The sequence below is a fragment of the Streptomyces sp. CB09001 genome (assembly GCF_003369795.1).
Lineage (GTDB): Bacteria > Actinomycetota > Actinomycetes > Streptomycetales > Streptomycetaceae > Streptomyces.
This window is the reverse complement of record NZ_CP026730.1, coordinates 6,696,743-6,712,989: the sequence shown is the minus strand read 5'-3', so window position 1 is coordinate 6,712,989 and position 16,247 is coordinate 6,696,743. Positions and strand designations below refer to the sequence as shown.

Annotated in this window: 15 protein-coding genes and 1 riboswitch; of the genes, 1 reads left to right on the top strand and 14 read right to left on the bottom strand. The window is 71.6% G+C overall.

Annotated features, from left to right (window positions below; all coding sequences use genetic code 11):
• Positions 1-33: 33 nt before the first annotated feature.
• Both C4J65_RS30910 and C4J65_RS30905 read right to left on the bottom strand, forming a co-directional pair.
• Positions 34-819 carry an SGNH/GDSL hydrolase family protein gene (locus tag C4J65_RS30910; protein ID WP_115745384.1) on the bottom strand — a complete coding sequence of 262 codons (786 nt, stop codon included), beginning with the start codon at positions 817-819 and terminating at the stop codon, positions 34-36.
• A 244-nt stretch (positions 820-1,063) separates the two neighbouring features.
• Entirely contained in the window at positions 1,064-2,020 is a 957-nt protein-coding gene (locus C4J65_RS30905) for a M23 family metallopeptidase (RefSeq protein ID WP_115745383.1), read from the bottom strand.
• A 4-nt stretch (positions 2,021-2,024) separates the two neighbouring features.
• Positions 2,025-2,182, bottom strand: a riboswitch (cyclic di-AMP (ydaO/yuaA leader).
• A 424-nt stretch (positions 2,183-2,606) separates the two neighbouring features.
• Between C4J65_RS30905 and C4J65_RS30900 the strand changes: the two genes are divergently transcribed.
• A complete protein-coding gene (locus C4J65_RS30900; RefSeq protein WP_115745382.1) occupies positions 2,607-3,404 on the top strand; it encodes a tyrosine-protein phosphatase in 798 nt (265 codons plus the stop codon).
• A 21-nt stretch (positions 3,405-3,425) separates the two neighbouring features.
• Here the strand turns inward: C4J65_RS30900 and C4J65_RS30895 are convergent, their stop codons facing one another.
• The 12 genes from C4J65_RS30895 to hpnD all read right to left on the bottom strand — a co-directional run bounded on the left by C4J65_RS30895 (position 3,426) and on the right by hpnD (position 16,225).
• Complete coding sequence (locus C4J65_RS30895) at positions 3,426-3,545, bottom strand: DUF6126 family protein (RefSeq protein ID WP_115745381.1); 120 nt, start codon at positions 3,543-3,545, stop codon at positions 3,426-3,428.
• Positions 3,542-4,156 (bottom strand): XRE family transcriptional regulator, encoded by a 615-nt coding sequence (locus C4J65_RS30890; RefSeq protein WP_115745380.1) that lies wholly within the window; start codon positions 4,154-4,156, stop codon positions 3,542-3,544. Before C4J65_RS30890 ends, C4J65_RS30895 begins: the two co-directional genes overlap by 4 nt.
• A 73-nt stretch (positions 4,157-4,229) precedes the next feature.
• Positions 4,230-5,615: an aspartate aminotransferase family protein gene (locus C4J65_RS30885; RefSeq protein WP_115745379.1), complete on the bottom strand. Its 1,386-nt coding sequence runs from the start codon at positions 5,613-5,615 to the stop codon at positions 4,230-4,232.
• Positions 5,616-7,568: a 1-deoxy-D-xylulose-5-phosphate synthase gene (dxs, locus tag C4J65_RS30880; protein ID WP_115745378.1), complete on the bottom strand. Its 1,953-nt coding sequence runs from the start codon at positions 7,566-7,568 to the stop codon at positions 5,616-5,618. It lies immediately after the preceding gene.
• A 25-nt stretch (positions 7,569-7,593) separates the two neighbouring features.
• A complete protein-coding gene (gene ispG, locus C4J65_RS30875; protein ID WP_115745377.1) occupies positions 7,594-8,748 on the bottom strand; it encodes a flavodoxin-dependent (E)-4-hydroxy-3-methylbut-2-enyl-diphosphate synthase in 1,155 nt (384 codons plus the stop codon).
• A 4-nt stretch (positions 8,749-8,752) separates the two neighbouring features.
• On the bottom strand, positions 8,753-9,775 hold the full coding sequence (gene hpnH / locus C4J65_RS30870; protein ID WP_003972231.1) for an adenosyl-hopene transferase HpnH: 1,023 nt from the start codon (positions 9,773-9,775) through the stop codon (positions 8,753-8,755).
• A 5-nt stretch (positions 9,776-9,780) separates the two neighbouring features.
• Positions 9,781-10,422 (bottom strand): 1-hydroxy-2-methyl-2-butenyl 4-diphosphate reductase, encoded by a 642-nt coding sequence (locus tag C4J65_RS30865; protein WP_115745376.1) that lies wholly within the window; start codon positions 10,420-10,422, stop codon positions 9,781-9,783.
• Positions 10,422-12,464 (bottom strand): squalene--hopene cyclase, encoded by a 2,043-nt coding sequence (gene shc / locus C4J65_RS30860; RefSeq protein ID WP_115745375.1) that lies wholly within the window; start codon positions 12,462-12,464, stop codon positions 10,422-10,424. The genes C4J65_RS30865 and shc overlap by 1 nt, the downstream gene beginning before the upstream one ends.
• Positions 12,465-12,580: 116 nt before the next feature.
• Positions 12,581-13,645: a polyprenyl synthetase family protein gene (locus C4J65_RS30855; RefSeq protein ID WP_162833648.1), complete on the bottom strand. Its 1,065-nt coding sequence runs from the start codon at positions 13,643-13,645 to the stop codon at positions 12,581-12,583.
• A 68-nt stretch (positions 13,646-13,713) separates the two neighbouring features.
• Positions 13,714-15,150 carry a hydroxysqualene dehydroxylase HpnE gene (gene hpnE / locus C4J65_RS30850; RefSeq protein WP_115745373.1) on the bottom strand — a complete coding sequence of 479 codons (1,437 nt, stop codon included), beginning with the start codon at positions 15,148-15,150 and terminating at the stop codon, positions 13,714-13,716.
• Positions 15,147-15,305, bottom strand: coding sequence for a DUF6380 family protein (locus tag C4J65_RS36895; protein WP_115745372.1), 159 nt, complete (start codon positions 15,303-15,305; stop codon positions 15,147-15,149). The genes hpnE and C4J65_RS36895 overlap by 4 nt, the downstream gene beginning before the upstream one ends.
• Positions 15,305-16,225 (bottom strand): presqualene diphosphate synthase HpnD, encoded by a 921-nt coding sequence (gene hpnD / locus C4J65_RS30840; protein ID WP_162833429.1) that lies wholly within the window; start codon positions 16,223-16,225, stop codon positions 15,305-15,307. Before hpnD ends, C4J65_RS36895 begins: the two co-directional genes overlap by 1 nt.
• Positions 16,226-16,247 lie beyond the last annotated feature (22 nt).

The window sequence follows — 16,247 nt, the reverse complement described above, 5'->3', positions numbered from 1 at the left end:
GGCACCGGCACCGGCCCTCTCGGACACCCGCCGTCAGGCCACCGAGGCGATCCGCGTCTTGATGTCGTCCGGCGACAGCGTCCCCTTGGCCGTCACGTGGTCGCCCGACGACTCGCCGCGCAGCCGGCGCCCGATCCACGGCACCAGGTACTCGCGCGCCCAGTGCACGTCGTCGCGCCGGACGTCGAGCGTGCCGCGCGGCGGCAGGGGCGGCCAGGGCTGGTCCGGGTCGGCCGGGACGCGCAGGCCCAGGGCCTGCCCCGCGCGCAGCGCCACGCGGGTGTGCCCCTCGGGCGACAGGTGCAGCCGGTCGGCGTCCCACGCCCTGCGGTCCTGGACGCTCCGCAGCGACCACAGGTCGAGCACCGGGCAGCCGTAGCGGTCGGCGACGGCACGGACGTGCCCGTTGTACGTGGCGATCTTGCCGCGCAGGTGCTTGAGGACGGGCACCCCACGGGTGTCGAATCCGGTGGTCACCAGGACGGTTCCGGCCGCGGCGGTCAGCGCGGCCACCGCCAGCTCGAACCGCTCGGCGACCTCGTCGGGATCGGTGCCGGGCCGGATGATGTCGTTGCCGCCTGCCGCGAACGAGACCAGGTCCGGCGCGAGTCCGACGACTCGCGGGACCTGTTCCGCCACGATCTGGTCGAGGAGCCTGCCGCGCACGGCGAGGTTCGTGTACGTGAAGTCGCCCTCGGGGCGCCGGTCCGCGAGCAGTACGGCGAGCCGGTCGGCCCAGCCGACGAACGCCCCCTCGGGGCCGGGGTCGCCGACGCCCTCGGTGAAGCTGTCCCCCACCGCCACGTACGACCCGATCACTGCTCTGCTGTCACTCTTCGAATCGTTGGCCACATCGGCCCATGATTCACCTTGGAATGTGGCCTACGCGACCGTAGGAAGGGGTTGACGGGCGGTGAGAAAGGCCACGCCTAAAGTATTCGTCAATTCCGGAATACGGCGAGGGCGCTGCACGGCGCGTACGCCGAGGTCCGGACACACCGAAGGCCGGACCCGGGGATCGGGGTCCGGCCTTCGGGGCGCGGGGGCCGCGCGGAACCGGTCGTCAGACGGAGACGCCGTGCGAGCGCAGGAACGCCAGCGGGTCGATGTCCGAGCCGTAGTCCGGCGTGGTGCGGATCTCGAAGTGCAGGTGCGGGCCGGTCACGTTGCCGGTGGCACCCGAGAGGCCGACCTGCTGACCCGCCGTCACCGACTGACCGGCGGAGACGGAGAGCGAGGAGAGGTGGGCGTACTGGGCGTAGTGGCCGTCGGCGAGCTGGATGACGACCTGGTTGCCGTACGCGCCGCCCCAGCCGGCGGAGACGACGGTGCCCGCGCCGACGGCCTTGAGCGAGGTGCCGGTCGGGACGACGAAGTCGGTGCCGGTGTGGTAGCCGCTGGACCACATGCTGCCGGACTGGTGGTACGGGGTGCCGACGGTGCCGCCCGCGACGGGGGAGGTGTAGCCGCTGGTGGTGCCCGCGGACTGGGTGCCTGTGTTCGAGGACTCCGAGGAGCCGGAGTCGTCCGAGGAGGAGGTCTTCGCGGCGTCCGTCGACTTCTTGGCCGGCTTCGCGGCGGCGGGCTTCTCGGCGGACTTCTGCGCGGGCTTCTGCGACTGCGCGGAGGACGGCGCCGACGACTTGGCGGCCTGGCCGTCGATCGAGAGCTTGAGCCCGGGGTGGATCAGCGAGGGGTCGGAACCGACGGCCTCGCGGTTGTCCGCGTAGAGCTTCTTCCAGCCGCCGTCGACGTCCTGCTCGTCGGCGATCTTCGAGAGGTAGTCGCCGCTCTTCACGGTGTAGGTGCGCGAGTCGGAGTTCTTCTCGGCGGCGGCCTTCTTGGCGGACGTCGGAACGGACTGCACGGCCTGCTCGGAAACGGAGTGCGTGGGAGCGGCGTTGGCGGCGGCGGCACCCATCAGCGGGAGCGCGAGCGCGGCGCCACCGGTACCGGCGACGGCGATGGTGCGGGTCAGGCGCATGGCCCTGGTACGGCGGTGCTTACCCTTCGCGGGCATGGCGAATTCCTCTCCGGCGCCTGCGAGGTGAGCTGTCGGGTGCGGGCTGGAGATGCCCGGCCGCGCCGAAACGCGGCTTTACCCCAAGCCGTTCCGGGAACCGGAACAGGCAGTTCTACCTGTGGGTCCCCCGCTCCTGCCGTGTACGGGTGGTCGATGAGTGCGGGCTCCGGTCGGCGGCAGGATTAGGCGTCCGTCCGGATCGGTGGTGAACGTAAGGGACCAAGACGGACGGGGACAAGCGAGGGGTTCCCCCGACGGGTGTTCCGATTGATCCATTACGGGAATATCCGGTAACACTGCGTCGTTTTCCACTGCGCGTTTTATCTAAAGCCCCTTGAGAAGCAGTTGAATTACGTGAACATGACGGGCAACGGACGGTCACGGATATGACGCTGCTCACGCGCCTCTCATTCACCATCCGCCATTTCAGGGCCAGTTGTAACTAAGGCGCCAATTCGGACAGAAGGCCTTTATCGGCTCGGAATGTGCCTCGGGGTGCGATTTCGCACACGGGTGATGCCGTATCGTCGGGTGGAGCCCGCCGGCGAGCAGCGGCGGCGGGGCGGAGTGGGAGGAGCCCCCCGTGACGCAGCAGGTCCCGTCGACCGAACCCGAGCTGACCGGTGTGCGCAACTTCCGGGACGTGGGCGGACTGCCGACCGTGGACGGGCGGCGGGTGCGCCAGGGGGTGCTGTTCCGCAGTGGTCACCTGGCTCACGCCACCGGGGAGGACGCCGCGTTCCTGGCCTCGCTGGGCCTGCACACCATCTTCGACTTCCGCAACGCGGCCGACCAGAAGCTCGAGGGCCCGGACGTCGAGCTGCCGGGCGTGCGCAATGTGAACCTGCCGCTGAGCGACCCGGCCGACGGCGCCGAGTTCTGGACGATGGTCCGGGACGGCGACCTCGACCAGCTGCGCGAGATCCTGGCCGACGGCAAGGCCGCGGACCGGATGATCCGCTCCTACCGATCGATCGTCGCGGAGCGCACCGCGGAGCACTCCCGCATCCTGCACGCGCTCGCCGAGGACAGCGTCCCCGCCCTGATGCACTGCGCCGCCGGAAAGGACCGGGCGGGCCTGTCGATCGCCGTCACCCTGCTCGCCCTGGGCGTCGAGCGCGAGGCCGTCGTCGAGGACTACCTGAAGTCGAACGCCGCGCACCGGCGCTACAAGGTGCGCCGCAGCGGTGCCGCGGCCTCGGCCTACTCCCCCGAGGTCATGGAGCTGCTCAGTCCTCTGTTCGACGCGCGCGCCGAGTACCTGGCGGCGGCCTTCGAGACCGTCGAGGAGACGTGGGGCGGCGTCGACGCCTACCTGGAGCAGGGACTGCGGCTCACTCCCGCGACCCGGGAGCGGCTGCGCGAGCGGATGCTGGACTGAGCCGCCCGCCCGCGGCCGGCGCTACTTGGCTCCCACCTCGAACAGCAGGTAGAGGAAGCCGCCGAAGACGTGCCCCAGGGCGATGTAGACGACCAGTCGCACCCACAGGGCGCGCGGGAACTTCTCCTGCATGGTGCTCATGGCGTCTCTCCAGGGGTCGGGCCGAGGCACAGGGCGGCCGTCGGGCTCTGCAGCAGGGTGTGGACGAACAGCAGCTCGACCCCGTCGGGGTCCTGCGCGGCGATCCGGTGCGGGGTCATCGAGTCGAAGTGGGCGCTGTCCCCCGCGGTGAGCCGGTGCTCGGTGTCCCCGAGGCGCAGTCGCAACCGGCCCCGGAGGACGTGGAGCCACTCCTCGCCGGGGTGCACCCGCACGACGTCGCCCTGGGAGCCGTACGGAACCTGGACGCGCAGGGCCTGCATGCCGCGGCCCGGCGCTCCGGCCCGCCAGTACGTCCAGCCGCCCGCGGCGGTGGGTTCCATGTCGGCGGCGCGGACGACGGCGTCCCGGTCGGCGGCCGTCTCGCCCAGCAGTTCGGCGACGGTCGTACCGTAGACCCGGGCGAGGGAGAGCAGCATCGGCAGCGAGGGCTGGCGCTGCCCGGTCTCCAGGCGGGAGAGGTGGGCGGGCGAGAGTCCTGCGGCGCGGGCCGCGGTCTCCAGGGTGAGGGCGGCCCGCCGCCGCAGCTCACGCAGCTGGGGCGCGACGGCGGCGACCGCCCCCTCGGCGGGGCCGGTCTCGGAGGAGCTCATGCCTCCATTCAGCCCGAATCTTGCCTGCCAGGCAAATTCCTTGCCTCAGAGGCAAAAACGCCCGAGGGCACCCTCAGCGGTTGGCCACCGCCTGCTTGACCAGGGTCTTCCCGAAGTCCCACATCAGGCCACCGCCATTGTGCGCGTCCTCCATCACCTCCGTGAAGGCGTCGACGAACCGGTCGGCGTCGCCGGTGTCGATGATCAGCGGCGGGATCAGCTTGATCACCTCCAAGTGGTCGCCGGACACCTGGGTCAGGATCCGGTGCCGTTGCAGCAGCGGCACGACCACCATCTGCGCGAACAGTCCCTTCCGCGCCGCCTGCAGCATCGTCCAGCGGCTGCGCAGCTTCAGGGACCTCGGCCGGCCGAACTCGATGCCGATCATCAGTCCGCGGCCCCGGACGTCGGCGAGCAGCTCGTAGCGGTCCACCAGCTCCGCCAGCCGGGACTTCAGCCGCTCCCCCACCGCGGCGGCGTTCGCGACGATCTCCTCGTTCTCCATCACCGACAGCACCGCGAGCCCGGCCGCCATGGCCTGTGCGTTGGATCCGAAGCTCGCCGAGTGGACCTGCACGCGGTCCATCGAGGAGTACACCTTCTGGAAAATCCAGTCCTTGCCCAGGGTGGCCCCCACCGGCACGTATCCGCCGGACAGCGCCTTGGCCACGCAGACCAGGTCGGGTTCCACGCCGTCCGAGTGCTGGTACGCGTAGAACTTGCCGGTACGGCCGAGGCCCGTCTGCACCTCGTCGGCGATCAGCAGCGCCTTGTGCCGGTGCAGCAGCTCCTGCGCGGCGAGCAGGTATCCGGGCGGGGCCTCGTGCACGCCCTTGCCCTGGACCGGCTCCACGATCAGGGCCGCCACGTCGCCCTTCCTCAGCTCCCGCGCCAGGGCGTCCAGGTCGCCGAGCGGGACGGCGGTGTCGGGCAGCAGCGGCGCGAAGCCCTTGCGGAAGCCGTCCTCGCCGTTGACGGACAGCGAGCCGGTGGTCAGTCCGTGGAAGGCGTGCGTGCAGTACAGGATCCGCTGCCGGCCGGTCGCGTACCGGGCGAACTTCAGCGCGGTCTCCACGGCCTCGGTGCCGCTGTTGCCGAAGAAGACGCGGTCCAGGTGCGGGCTGTAGGAGAGCAGCTTCTCGGCCAGCAGCCCCGGCAGCGGCGGGCAGTCGAAGCGGGTCAGGTCGGCGAGCGAGGCGTCGAGCACGTCGTGCAGCGCCTTGCGGACGACCGGGTGGTGACGGCCCAGGCCCATCACCGCGAACCCGGCGAGCATGTCCAGGTAGCCGTTGCCGTCCGCGTCCCAGAAGTGCGCGCCCTCGGCCCGCTCGTAGACCTTGTCGAAGCCGATGGTGTGCAGCATGCGCGGCAGCTGGTGGTTGAGGTGCCTGGCGTGCAGCTCGTACCGCTCGGCCCCGCGCTCGGCCAAGAGCGCGGCGAGGTCGAACTCCTTGGTCATTCAGTTCTCTCCTTGCGCTGGCATGACGATCCGTCCGTCGCCGGGCTGTTCCACTGCCGGTTCCCCCGCCCGGTCCCCGGCCGGCTGGGCGAGGGCCAGGCTCGCGGCGATCCGGCCGGCGACGTCGACCGGGGTGAGGCCGATGTCCGCGAGCACCTCGGCGCGCTTGGCGTGCGCGAGGAACTGCTCGGGGATGCCGAAGCGGCGCACGGGGACGTCGATCTCGGCGTCGCCCAGCGCCAGCGCCACCGCGGAACCTACCCCGGCGGCCCGGCTGTTGTCCTCGACCACGGCCACCAGCCGGTGCCCCGCCGCCAGCGGTGCGAGCGCCGGGTCGACGGGCTTGACCCAGCGCGGGTCGACGACGGTGCAGCCGATGCCTCGGGCCTCGAGGAGTTCGGCGGCCCCGAGACAGACCGGCGCCATCACGCCCACCGCCACGAGCAGCACCTCGGGCCGGTCCGCGGCGTGCAGGACGTCCAGGCCGCCGATCCGGTCGACGGCGGGTACGGCGGGTCCGACGGACTCCTTCGGGAAGCGCAGCAGCGTCGGCGCGTCGTCCACGGCGACCGCCTCGCGCAGCTGGGCGCGCAGCTGGTCGGCGTCGCGCGGCGCGGCGATGCGCAGCCCGGGGACGACCTGGAGGACGGACATGTCCCACATGCCGTTGTGCGAGGCCCCGTCGACGCCGGTGACGCCGGCCCGGTCCAGGACGAAGGTGACGCCGCAGCGGTGCAGTGCCACGTCCATCAGAAGCTGGTCGAAGGCGCGGTTGAGGAAGGTGGCGTAGACGGCGACGACCGGGTGCAGCCCGCCGGTGGCGAGGCCGGCGGCGGACACGGCGGCGTGCTGCTCGGCGATGCCGACGTCCCAGACCCGGTCGGGGAAGCGTTCGGCGAAGGGGGCGAGGCCCACCGGGTGCAGCATCGCCGCGGTGATCGCCACCACGTCCGCGCGCTCCTCGCCGATCCGGACGATCTCCTCGCCGAACACGGAGGTCCAGGACGGGCCGCCCGCCGGGCTGAGCGGCTCGCAGGTGAGCGGGTCCATCACGCCGACGGTGTGGAAGTGGTCCTCCTCGTCGCGCAGGGCGGGTTCGTAGCCGCGGCCCTTCTCGGTGAGGCAGTGCACCAGCACCGGACCGTGGAAGCGTTTGGCACGGCGCAGCGCCGACTCGACGGCGCCGATGTCGTGCCCGTCGATCGGGCCGAGGTACTTCAGTCCCAGGTCCTCGAAGAGCCCCTGCGGGGCGAAGGCGTCCTTGAAGCCCTTCTTGGCGCCGTGCAGGGCCTCGTAGACGGTGTTGCCGACCACGGGCGTGCGCTGGAGCACGTCCTTGCCCCAGGCCAGGGCCCGCTCGTAGCTGTCGGTGGTGCGCAGCGTCGCGAGGTGGTTGGCGAGGCCGCCGATGGTCGGGGCGTACGAGCGTTCGTTGTCGTTGACGACGATGATCAGCGGCCGGTCCCTGGCCGCCGCGATGTTGTTCAGCGCCTCCCAGGCCATGCCGCCGGTGAGCGCGCCGTCGCCGATGACGGCGACGACGTGGCTGCGCTCCCCCTGCACCTGCCGGGCCTTGGCGAGGCCGTCGGCCCAGCCGAGGACGGTGGAGGCGTGGCTGTTCTCGATGACGTCGTGCTCGGACTCCTCGCGCGAGGGATAGCCGGACAGGCCGCCCTTGCTCCGCAGCTTGGAGAAGTCCTGACGCCCGGTCAGGAGTTTGTGCACGTAGCTCTGGTGGCCGGTGTCCCACAGGATGCGGTCGTCCGGCGACTCGAAGACCCGGTGCAGGGCGACGGTGAGTTCCACCACGCCGAGATTGGGTCCGAGGTGACCGCCGGTGCGGGCGACCGCGTGCACCAGGAAGTCACGTATCTCGTCGGACAGTTCACCGAGTTCCGCCTCGGACAGCGACTTCAGGTCGCGTGGTCCCCGGATGTTCTCCAGAATCGTCACGCTCGGGCCCCCTTCGGTCCGCGTTTCAGCTCACGGTGACGGCCGGCGCCCCCGAGGCGCCGTCCTTCTCCATCTGCTCCGCGATCCTCATCGCCTCCTCGATGAGGGTCTCCACGATCTTCGACTCGGGCACGGTCTTGACGACCTCGCCCTTGACGAAGATCTGCCCCTTGCCGTTGCCGGAGGCGACGCCCAGGTCGGCCTCGCGGGCCTCGCCGGGGCCGTTGACGACGCAGCCCATGACGGCGACGCGCAGCGGCACCTCCATGCCCTCCAGACCGGCGGTGACCTCCTCGGCCAGCTTGTAGACGTCGACCTGGGCGCGGCCGCAGGACGGGCAGGAGACGATCTCCAGGCCGCGCTGGCGCAGGTTCAGCGACTCCAGGATCTGGATGCCGACCTTGACCTCCTCGACCGGCGGGGCGCTCAGCGACACCCGGATGGTGTCGCCGATGCCCTGGGAGAGGAGCGCGCCGAAGGCGACCGCCGACTTGATGGTGCCCTGGAAGGCAGGTCCCGCCTCCGTCACCCCCAGGTGCAGCGGGTAGTCGCACTGGGCGGCGAGCTGGCGGTACGCCTCGACCATCACGACCGGGTCGTTGTGCTTCACCGAGATCTTGATGTCCCGGAAGTCGTGCTCCTCGAACAGCGACGCCTCCCAGAGGGCGGACTCGGCCAGCGCCTCCGGGGTCGCCCTGCCGTACTTCTGGAGCAGGCGGGGGTCCAGGGAACCCGCGTTGACCCCGATGCGGATCGGGGTGCCGTGGTCGCGGGCCGCCTTCGCGATCTCCCTGATCTGGTCGTCGAACTTCTTGATGTTGCCCGGGTTCACGCGGACCGCCGCGCAGCCGGCCTCGATCGCGGCGAAGACGTACTTGGGCTGGAAGTGGATGTCCGCGATCACCGGGATCTGCGACTTCCTCGCGATGACGGGCAGCGCGTCGGCGTCGTCCTGGGTGGGGCAGGCCACCCGGACGATCTGGCAGCCCGACGCCGTCAGCTCGGCGATCTGCTGGAGCGTCGCCCCGATGTCGGAGGTGCGGGTCGTCGTCATCGACTGCACCGACACCGGGGCCCCGCCCCCGACCGCCACCGGCCCGACCTGGATCCGCCGCGACACGCGCCGCTCGGCGATCGGCCGGACCGGTACCTCGGGGAGCCCCAAGGGGATGGCGGTCATGACGTCACTCCCGGTTTCCGGAGACCGTCTCCCGCATGGCGCGCAGGGACTCCTTGAGCGAGCCCATGGTGGCCAGGACGGCGGTGGGCTCGTAGCCGCAGTGCGCCATGCAGTTGTCGCAGCGCGGGTCCTTGCCGCGGCCGTACTTGTCCCAGTCGGTCTTCTCGATCAGCTCCCGGTACGTCGGGACGTAGCCGTCGCTCATCAGGTAGCAGGGGCGCTGCCAGCCGAAGAGGGAGTAGTTCGGGATCGCCCAGGCCGTGCACGGGAAGTCGACCTTGCCCTCGAGGAAGTCGAGGAACAGCGGGGAGTGGTTGAGCCGCCAGCGGGCCCGGTTGCCGCCCGAGAAGGCCTTCTTGAACAGCTCGCGGGTCTGCTCCACGCCCAGGAAGTGCTCCTGGTCGGGTGCCTTCTCGTAGGCGTAGGCGGGCGAGATCATCATCTCGTCGACCTTGAGGTCGTCGTTGAGGAAGTTGAGCACCTCGACGATGGTCTGCGGGGTGTCGGTGTTGAAGAAGGTCGAGTTGGTGGTCACCCGGAAGCCGCGCCGCTTGGCCTCCTTGATGGCCTCCACGGCCTCGTCGAACACGCCCTCCTTCGCCACGGACTCGTCGTGGCGCTCGCGCAGTCCGTCGATGTGCACCGCGAAGGCGAAGTACGGCGAGGGCTTGAACTTGTCCATCTTCTTGCGCATGAGCATGGCGTTGGTGCAGAGGAAGACGTACTTCCGCTTGGCCACCAACTGCCGCACGATCTCGTCGATCTGCGGGTGCATCAGGGGTTCGCCGCCGGCGATGGAGACCATCGGCGCGCCCGATTCCAGCACTGCCCCGACGGCCTGCGCGACCGGCATGCGCTGCTTGAGCACACCGGCGGGGTGCTGGATCTTGCCGCACCCCTCGCACGCCAGGTTGCAGGCGAAGAGCGGTTCCAGCTCCACGATGAGCGGGAACTTGTCCCGTCGGCGAATCTTCTGTTCGGCCAGGTATGTAGCGACCTTGATGGACTGGCGCAGCGGCATGGCCATCTGGCTCACCTCCGGGGAAGCAACAAAGAACGGTGCCATTCGAAAAATGCGGGAAGAACGGATCGGAGAACACGGAAAGCCGATATTCCACCGCGTACGGTGCCGATCCGGACGAGTTCGTGTTCTGGAGCGTCCACGACCACTCGGACGGCCGCAACCGGGCGCGGGCCCGTGCGGACGGCGCTCAGGAGCGTGGCCGCGGACTCCATGTCCACGGCGATCGCGCCGGTCGCGAGCAGGTCGGCGCGCTCGGGGCCGCGGACGACGTGGTCCGAGCCGGTCAGCGGCCCGGTGTGGACGGTGCGCCCGGGGACGGCTCGCGCGAGTTCCTTGACGAGCCGGTCGGTCGCGACGCAGGGGACGGTGGAGCGCGGGTCCCGGGTCTCCTCGGCGACGACCAGGTCACCGGGGTGCATGCCGGGCGAGAGTCCCGCGCAGAAGCCCGTGGCGAGCACGGCGGCGCCGTCGAGCGCCGGGTCGGCGAGGACCCGGGTGACCGAGCGTTCGGCCGCCTTGGGGCCCATGCCGGTGCGCACCACGGTGACCGGCCCGCCGGCGCCGGCGCGGTCGCCGGTGCGCAGGGCGAGGTGCTCGATGCCGAGCGCGCAGGCGATCAGCAGCGGGGACGGGCCGGTCTGCGGGGTCATCAGCTGCCCTTCACCTCGGCCGGGGTGGCTTCGGCGGGGGCCCCGGCCGCCCGGGGTTTCTTGGCGAAGGGCTCGCCGTGGACGTACCGGCCGAGCGCGGTGAGCGGGAAGACCTGGCGGTAGAGGTTGTAGTTGATGGAGAAGTCCCACGGGAAGCCGGTGCCCGTGAAGTACGGCTCGTCCCAGGAGCCGTCCTCACGCTGGGTGGCCGCGAGCCATTCGACGCCGCGCTCCACGGCCTTGGAGTCCCGCTCCCCCGCCGCCAGCAGGGCCATCAGCGCCCAGCCGGTCTGCGAGGCGGTCGAGGCGCCCCGGCCGCTCCACTCCCGGACGTAGCGGTAGGAGCGCAGGTCCTCGCCCCAGCCGCCGTCCTCGTTCTGGACGGACTCCAGCCAGCGCACCGCCCGGCGGATGGCCGGGTGCGAGGTGGGCAGTCCGGCCGCGGTCAGCGCGGGGATCACGGAACCGGTGCCGTAGACGTAGTTGACGCCCCAGCGGCCGAACCACGAGCCGTCCGCCTCCTGCGCGTCCAGGAGCCACTGGATGCCGCGGCGGGTGCGCGGGTCGTGGGCGAGGCCCTCGACGGCGAGCATCTCGACGACGTGTGCGGTGACGTCGGCGGACGGCGGGTCGATGACCTCGCCGAAGTCGCAGAACGGCAGCCGGTTGGGGAAGGCGCTGGTGTTGTCGACGTCGAAGGCGCCCCAGGCGCCGTTCTTGGACTGCATGCCGAGGTTCCAGCGCACCCCGCGCCCGATCGCCTTCTCCACCCGCTCCGGGTCGTGGTGCCTGACCCGGCGCAGCGCGAGGACCACCTCGGCGGTGTCGTCGATGTCGGGGTAGTTGTCGTTGTGGAACTCGAACGCCCAGCCGCCGGGCGGGAGTCCGGGGCGCTTCACCGACCAGTCGCCGGGGCGCACGATCTGTTCGCCGAGCATCCAGTCCGAGGCCTTCACCAGCTGCGGGTGGTCCTCGGGCACGCCCGCGTCGGCCAGCGCGATGGTGGCCAGGCAGGTGTCCCACACCGGGGACTGACAGGCCTCGATCATCCGGGCCCCGTCCTCGCGCCACACGGCGAAACGGTCCAGCGACTCGAGTCCCGCGCGCATCACGGGGTGTTCGAGGTCGTAGCCGAGCAGGTAGAGGGCGATGACCGAGTAGACGGCCGGGGGCTGGATGCCGCCCCAGCATCCGTCGTTCTCCTGCCGCTCGATGATCCAGCGGGCGGCGCTGTTCATCGCGGCCCGGCGCAGCCGGCGCGGGGCGACCTTGCGGTAGGCGTGCAGGGCCTTGTCGATGCGCTGGAAGGCGCCGTCCCAGCTGGCCGCGGGTGCCAGGGGGCGCGGCGGGTTGGGGCGGGCCGGGTCGGTGTGCAGTTCGTCCAGGGAGAAGGGCGCGGGACGCACCGGCCGCTTCGCGGAGACGATGGTGAGCGGCACGATGGTCTGCCGGGCCCAGCAGCCGAAGTCGTAGATGTTGAGCGGGACCCAGGTGGGGAAGTAGATGAGTTCCGGCGGGAGTTCGGGCAGGTCGTCCCACTTCCACCAGCCGAACAGGGCCAGCCAGATCCGGGTGAAGACGCGGGCGGAGGCGATGCCGCCGCGGGACCTGATCCACTCGGCGGCCCGCGCCATGTGGGGCGCGTCGGGCGCGTCACCGGCCAGGCGGAGGGCGACGTAGGCCTCGATGGTCGTGGACAGTTCGCCGGGGCCCCCGTAGAAGGTGGCCCAGGTGCCGTCCTCGCGCTGCTCGCCGCGGATGAACAGCGCGGCGGCGCGGGTGGTCTCCTCGTCCTGGATGCCCAGGAACTGACGCAGGAGCAGGTCTTCGGCGTCCATCGTGACGTTCGTCTCGAGGTCGCCCTTCCACCAGCCCTCGGCGTCCTGCTTGGCGAGCAGGAAGTCGGTGGCACGCCGGGTGGCGCGGGCGGCGGCTTCGGGTACCCCGGCCGCCGCGGCGGGGATCGTGATGTCGGTGTCGCTGGCCGAGGCTGCCAGGGGCCGCAGGGAGGCTCCGGTGCTTCCGTCGGTCGTCGCTGTCATGGCTTCCCCTTCGTGCAGTGTGCATGTGGTGCGTCTGCTGGGTCCGCCGTCGGCCGGTGCTCGTGTCTCCACGACACCGGCCGGCGACTACGCGAGGGCTATTCGACCGATAATGATCATCTCTTTCGTACGACGACGAAGTCCGCGAGTGCCGTGAACCGGTCCCGCACCCGGTCGGGCATGTCGACGGCGTCGAGGGCTTCGATGGCGATGGTGTGCTGGCGACGCGCCTCGTCGGCGGTCCACTCCCGCCCGCCCGCTTCCTCGATGAGGGCGGCGCGGGCCGCGAACTCCTCCTCGGAGAAGTTCGCGAAGTCGCTGGCCTTGGCGTCGGCCGTGAGGATCTCGCCGAGCCGCTCGGAGGCGGGCCCGCCGGCCGCGAGGGCGGCTACGACCGGCAGCGACTTCTTGCGCTGGCGCAGGTCGCTCCAGGTCTGCTTGCCGGTGGCGTCCGGGTCGCCCCAGATGCCGAGCAGGTCGTCGACGGCCTGGAAGGCGAGACCGAGGTGGTAGCCGTACTTCTCGAGCGTGTCGGCGGTGTGTTCGTCGGCGCCGCCGAGCACCGCTCCGATGGAGCTGGCGCAGGCGAGCAGGGCGCCGGTCTTGTTGCCCTCCATCTCCAGGCACTCCTCGACGCTGACGCGGTCGCGGTGCTCGTAGGAGATGTCCTGTGCCTGACCGTCGATCAGGGAGCGGCTGGCCTTGGTCAGGCGGCGGGTGGCCCGCCCGGCCTCGACGGTGCCCAGCTCCAGCAGCACCTCGTTGGCCAGCGCGAACAGGGCGTCGCCGACCAGGATGGCCTGGGCGGGGCCGTGCACCTTCCAGACGGTGTCGCGGTGGCGGCGCTGCTCGTCGCCGTCCATCAGGTCGTCGTGCAGGAGGGAGAAGTTGTGCACCAGTTCCACGGCCACCGCGCCGGGCACGCCGGCCTCGGGCGCGGCGCCGGTGACCTCGGCGGAGAGCACGGCGAGCGCGGGGCGCACGGCCTTGCCGCCGTCGCCGTCCGCGGGGTTGCCCTGGGCGTCGATCCAGCCGAAGTGGTAGGCGGCGACGGTGTCCATGGGAGGGGCCAGTCGGTCGACCGCCGCCCGCAGAACCGGCGTGGCCAGGGTCCGGCCGCGCTCCAGAAGCGCGGTCACGTCCACCGTGGTCCGTCGATCGGCCTTCGGGGCCGGGGGCACAGTGGGCACAGTCTTTCCTCCAGTTGCGGTGCCGGGAGTGCGGGAGCCGGTCCCGCGCGGATCGGCTTTCACGCCGCCTCCTCGAAGAAATCGGGAAGGAGGCCGCGGGACCGGCCCAGGGCGCCGAGCGCGGCGGCCGCCGCCCCGACACCGCTGCGAACCGCACTCTCCATGGTCGCGGGCCACCCGGTGGCGGTCCACGCTCCGGCCAGGTAGAGGCCGGGTGCCTTGGTGCGGGCGCCGGGCCGCAGACGGCCGACGCCGGGGGCGGGGGCGAACGTGGCGGTGCGCTCCCTGGTCACGAAGAAGTCCTTCACCTCGGCACCCCGGGTGCGCGGCAGCAGCCGCTCCAGTTCGGGCAGGTACCGCTCGCGCAGCACGGCCACGGGCTCGTCGATGTCGTTCTGCGCGGTCGACTGGGACAGCGCCAGGTACTGACCCTCCTTCAGCCCGGAGGCCTCGGTGCGGTCGAACACCCACTGGACCGGGGTGCCGAGAGCCGTGAGGAACGGCGTGGCGAGCACCTTGCGGTCGTAGATCACGTGGACGTTGAGGATCGGCGCGGTGCCGATCCGCAGAAGATTTTCCGGGGCGTCCAGCGCACCGTCCGGCAGCAGGTCGTGGGCCTCGCGCTGGGGTACGGCGAGGACGACGGCGTCCGCTTCGAGCGTCTCGCCGGGAACCTGAACGCTCCAGCCGCCGTTCTCGTTTACGGAGACGGAGGTGACGCGTGTACGGACCTCGGTACGGACGCCCACGGAGTCGAGCGCCTTGCGGGCCAGCCGGTCGTGCAGTTCGCCCAGCGGGACACGGGCCCACCCGATGTCGGCCGCTCCCGGGTCGGACAGCAGACCGGTCTTGAACACCATCGCGGCGAGCCCCAGCGAGGAGTCGCCCGCGACCGCGTTGAGGGTGGCGACCCCGACCAGGTCCCACAGGGCCTCGACGGCACGCGCCGACTGACCGTGCGCGGTCAGCCAGCTGCCGAAGTCCTGGGTGTCCAGGCTCGGATCGGCGAGGTCGAGCCCCTTCAGCGCGAGCGCGGCGCGCCCCACCGAGGCGCGTTCGGCGAGGGAGAGGTGCGGGTAGGTCGCCAGGCTGCGCCCCAGGTGCAGGGGGACGGGCAGCGCGTCGCGCCGCAGTCTGCCGAGCCGGTTGCCCTCGGACCTGGCCAGGTCGACGACGGGCACGTCGAGACGTTCCTGCACGGGTGCGAGCGCCGCTCCGCCGATCCGGTCGAGGAACCACCGGTAGGCGGTGCAGCAGCGCAGGTACACGTGCTGGCCGTTGTCGACGGTGAGGTCGCCGCGCTGGAAGGAGAAGGCGAGCCCGCCCAGCCGGGGGCGTCCTTCGAGCAGGGTGACGCGCACGCCGGCGTCCGCCAGCGCCAGCGCGGTGGTGACCCCCGCGAGTCCGCCGCCGACCACGACGGCATGCCCGCCGGGGCCGAGGGCCGAGACGTCCGCGAGCACCCCGCCCTCGCGCGTGCCCTTGCCCTGCGTCATGGTGCGCCCTTCCCTGTCCGGCCGCCGCGGTGTTTGAACGGCGTACGGCTGACCGTCTCAGTCAGGGACGCCGACCGCCACCGCAGGGTTGCCCGCCGCTGCCCGCCGCCGGTTTTGTGCGGGTCCCGGGTGTCGAGTGTGCCCGGTGTGTCCATCAGGCGCGCCTCCTGACGGTCCGCCGGGTGACGTGCCGGGCGTCGAGGCCGGACAGGCCGCGCACGGCGACGTACGCCTTCTCGCGTCCCGGCAGCGAGACCCGGCCGCGCAGTACGGCCTCGGGGTCGCGCTCGATGCGGTCCAGGAGGCGGCGGTAGATGCCGGCCATGGCGGCCACGCAGGCGCCGCTGCGCCGGTCGAGCATGGGCAGCAGCCGGTAGCCCTCGGCGAAAAGGGCGCGGGCCCGACGCACTTCGAAGTGCACGAGGCCCGCGAAGTCGGAGCCCTCGGGTGGCGTCGGCCCGTTGAACCCGGCGGAGCAGCCGAACTTGGCCAGGTCGTCGGCGGGCAGGTAGGTGCGCCCGCCCTCGGCGTCCTCCCGGACGTCGCGCAGGATGTTGGTGAGCTGCAGCGCGAGACCGAGCGTGTCGGCGTACTCGGGTGCGCGCTCGGCGCCGCGCGCCCCCGGTTCGGTGCCGAACACGCCGAGGGAGAGGCGTCCGATGGCGCCCGCCACGCAGCGGCAGTAGACCTTCAGGTCGTCCCAGGTCTCGTAGGTCTCGCCGCGCAGGTCCATCTGGACGCCGTCGATCAGCTCGTCGAGGCCGCCGAGCGGGATCGGGAACCGCCGGGCCGCGTCGGCGAGGGCGACGGCGACCGGGTCGGTGTCGTCCTCGTCGACCGCGCCGTCCTGGATCCGGGCGAGCACGGTCCGGGTCTCGTCCAGCCGGGTGACCTTGACGTCGTCCGCCAGCACTCCGTCGCCGATGTCGTCGACCCGGCGCGAGAACGCGTACAGCGCGGACATCGCCCGCCGCTTGGGCGTGGGCAGCAGCCGGATGCCGTAGGCGAAGTTGCGTGCCTGCTGACCGGTGACGGCCTCGCAGTAGCTGTAGGCGGCGAGCACCGGTGCCGGCATGTTCGCTGACGACTCCACGGAC

Coding starts and splice junctions, on each gene's coding strand:
- C4J65_RS30885 (WP_115745379.1), bottom strand. CDS start 5,615: ATGACCAAGGAGTTCGACCTCGCCGCGCTCTTGGCCGAGCGCGGGGCC.
- C4J65_RS30905 (WP_115745383.1), bottom strand. CDS start 2,020: ATGCCCGCGAAGGGTAAGCACCGCCGTACCAGGGCCATGCGCCTGACC.
- shc (WP_115745375.1), bottom strand. CDS start 12,464: ATGACAGCGACGACCGACGGAAGCACCGGAGCCTCCCTGCGGCCCCTG.
- ispG (WP_115745377.1), bottom strand. CDS start 8,748: ATGACCGCCATCCCCTTGGGGCTCCCCGAGGTACCGGTCCGGCCGATC.
- hpnD (WP_162833429.1), bottom strand. CDS start 16,225: ATGCCGGCACCGGTGCTCGCCGCCTACAGCTACTGCGAGGCCGTCACC.
- C4J65_RS30890 (WP_115745380.1), bottom strand. CDS start 4,156: ATGAGCTCCTCCGAGACCGGCCCCGCCGAGGGGGCGGTCGCCGCCGTC.
- C4J65_RS30895 (WP_115745381.1), bottom strand. CDS start 3,545: ATGAGCACCATGCAGGAGAAGTTCCCGCGCGCCCTGTGGGTGCGACTG.
- hpnH (WP_003972231.1), bottom strand. CDS start 9,775: ATGGCCATGCCGCTGCGCCAGTCCATCAAGGTCGCTACATACCTGGCC.
- C4J65_RS36895 (WP_115745372.1), bottom strand. CDS start 15,305: ATGGACACACCGGGCACACTCGACACCCGGGACCCGCACAAAACCGGC.
- hpnE (WP_115745373.1), bottom strand. CDS start 15,150: ATGACGCAGGGCAAGGGCACGCGCGAGGGCGGGGTGCTCGCGGACGTC.
- C4J65_RS30865 (WP_115745376.1), bottom strand. CDS start 10,422: ATGACCCCGCAGACCGGCCCGTCCCCGCTGCTGATCGCCTGCGCGCTC.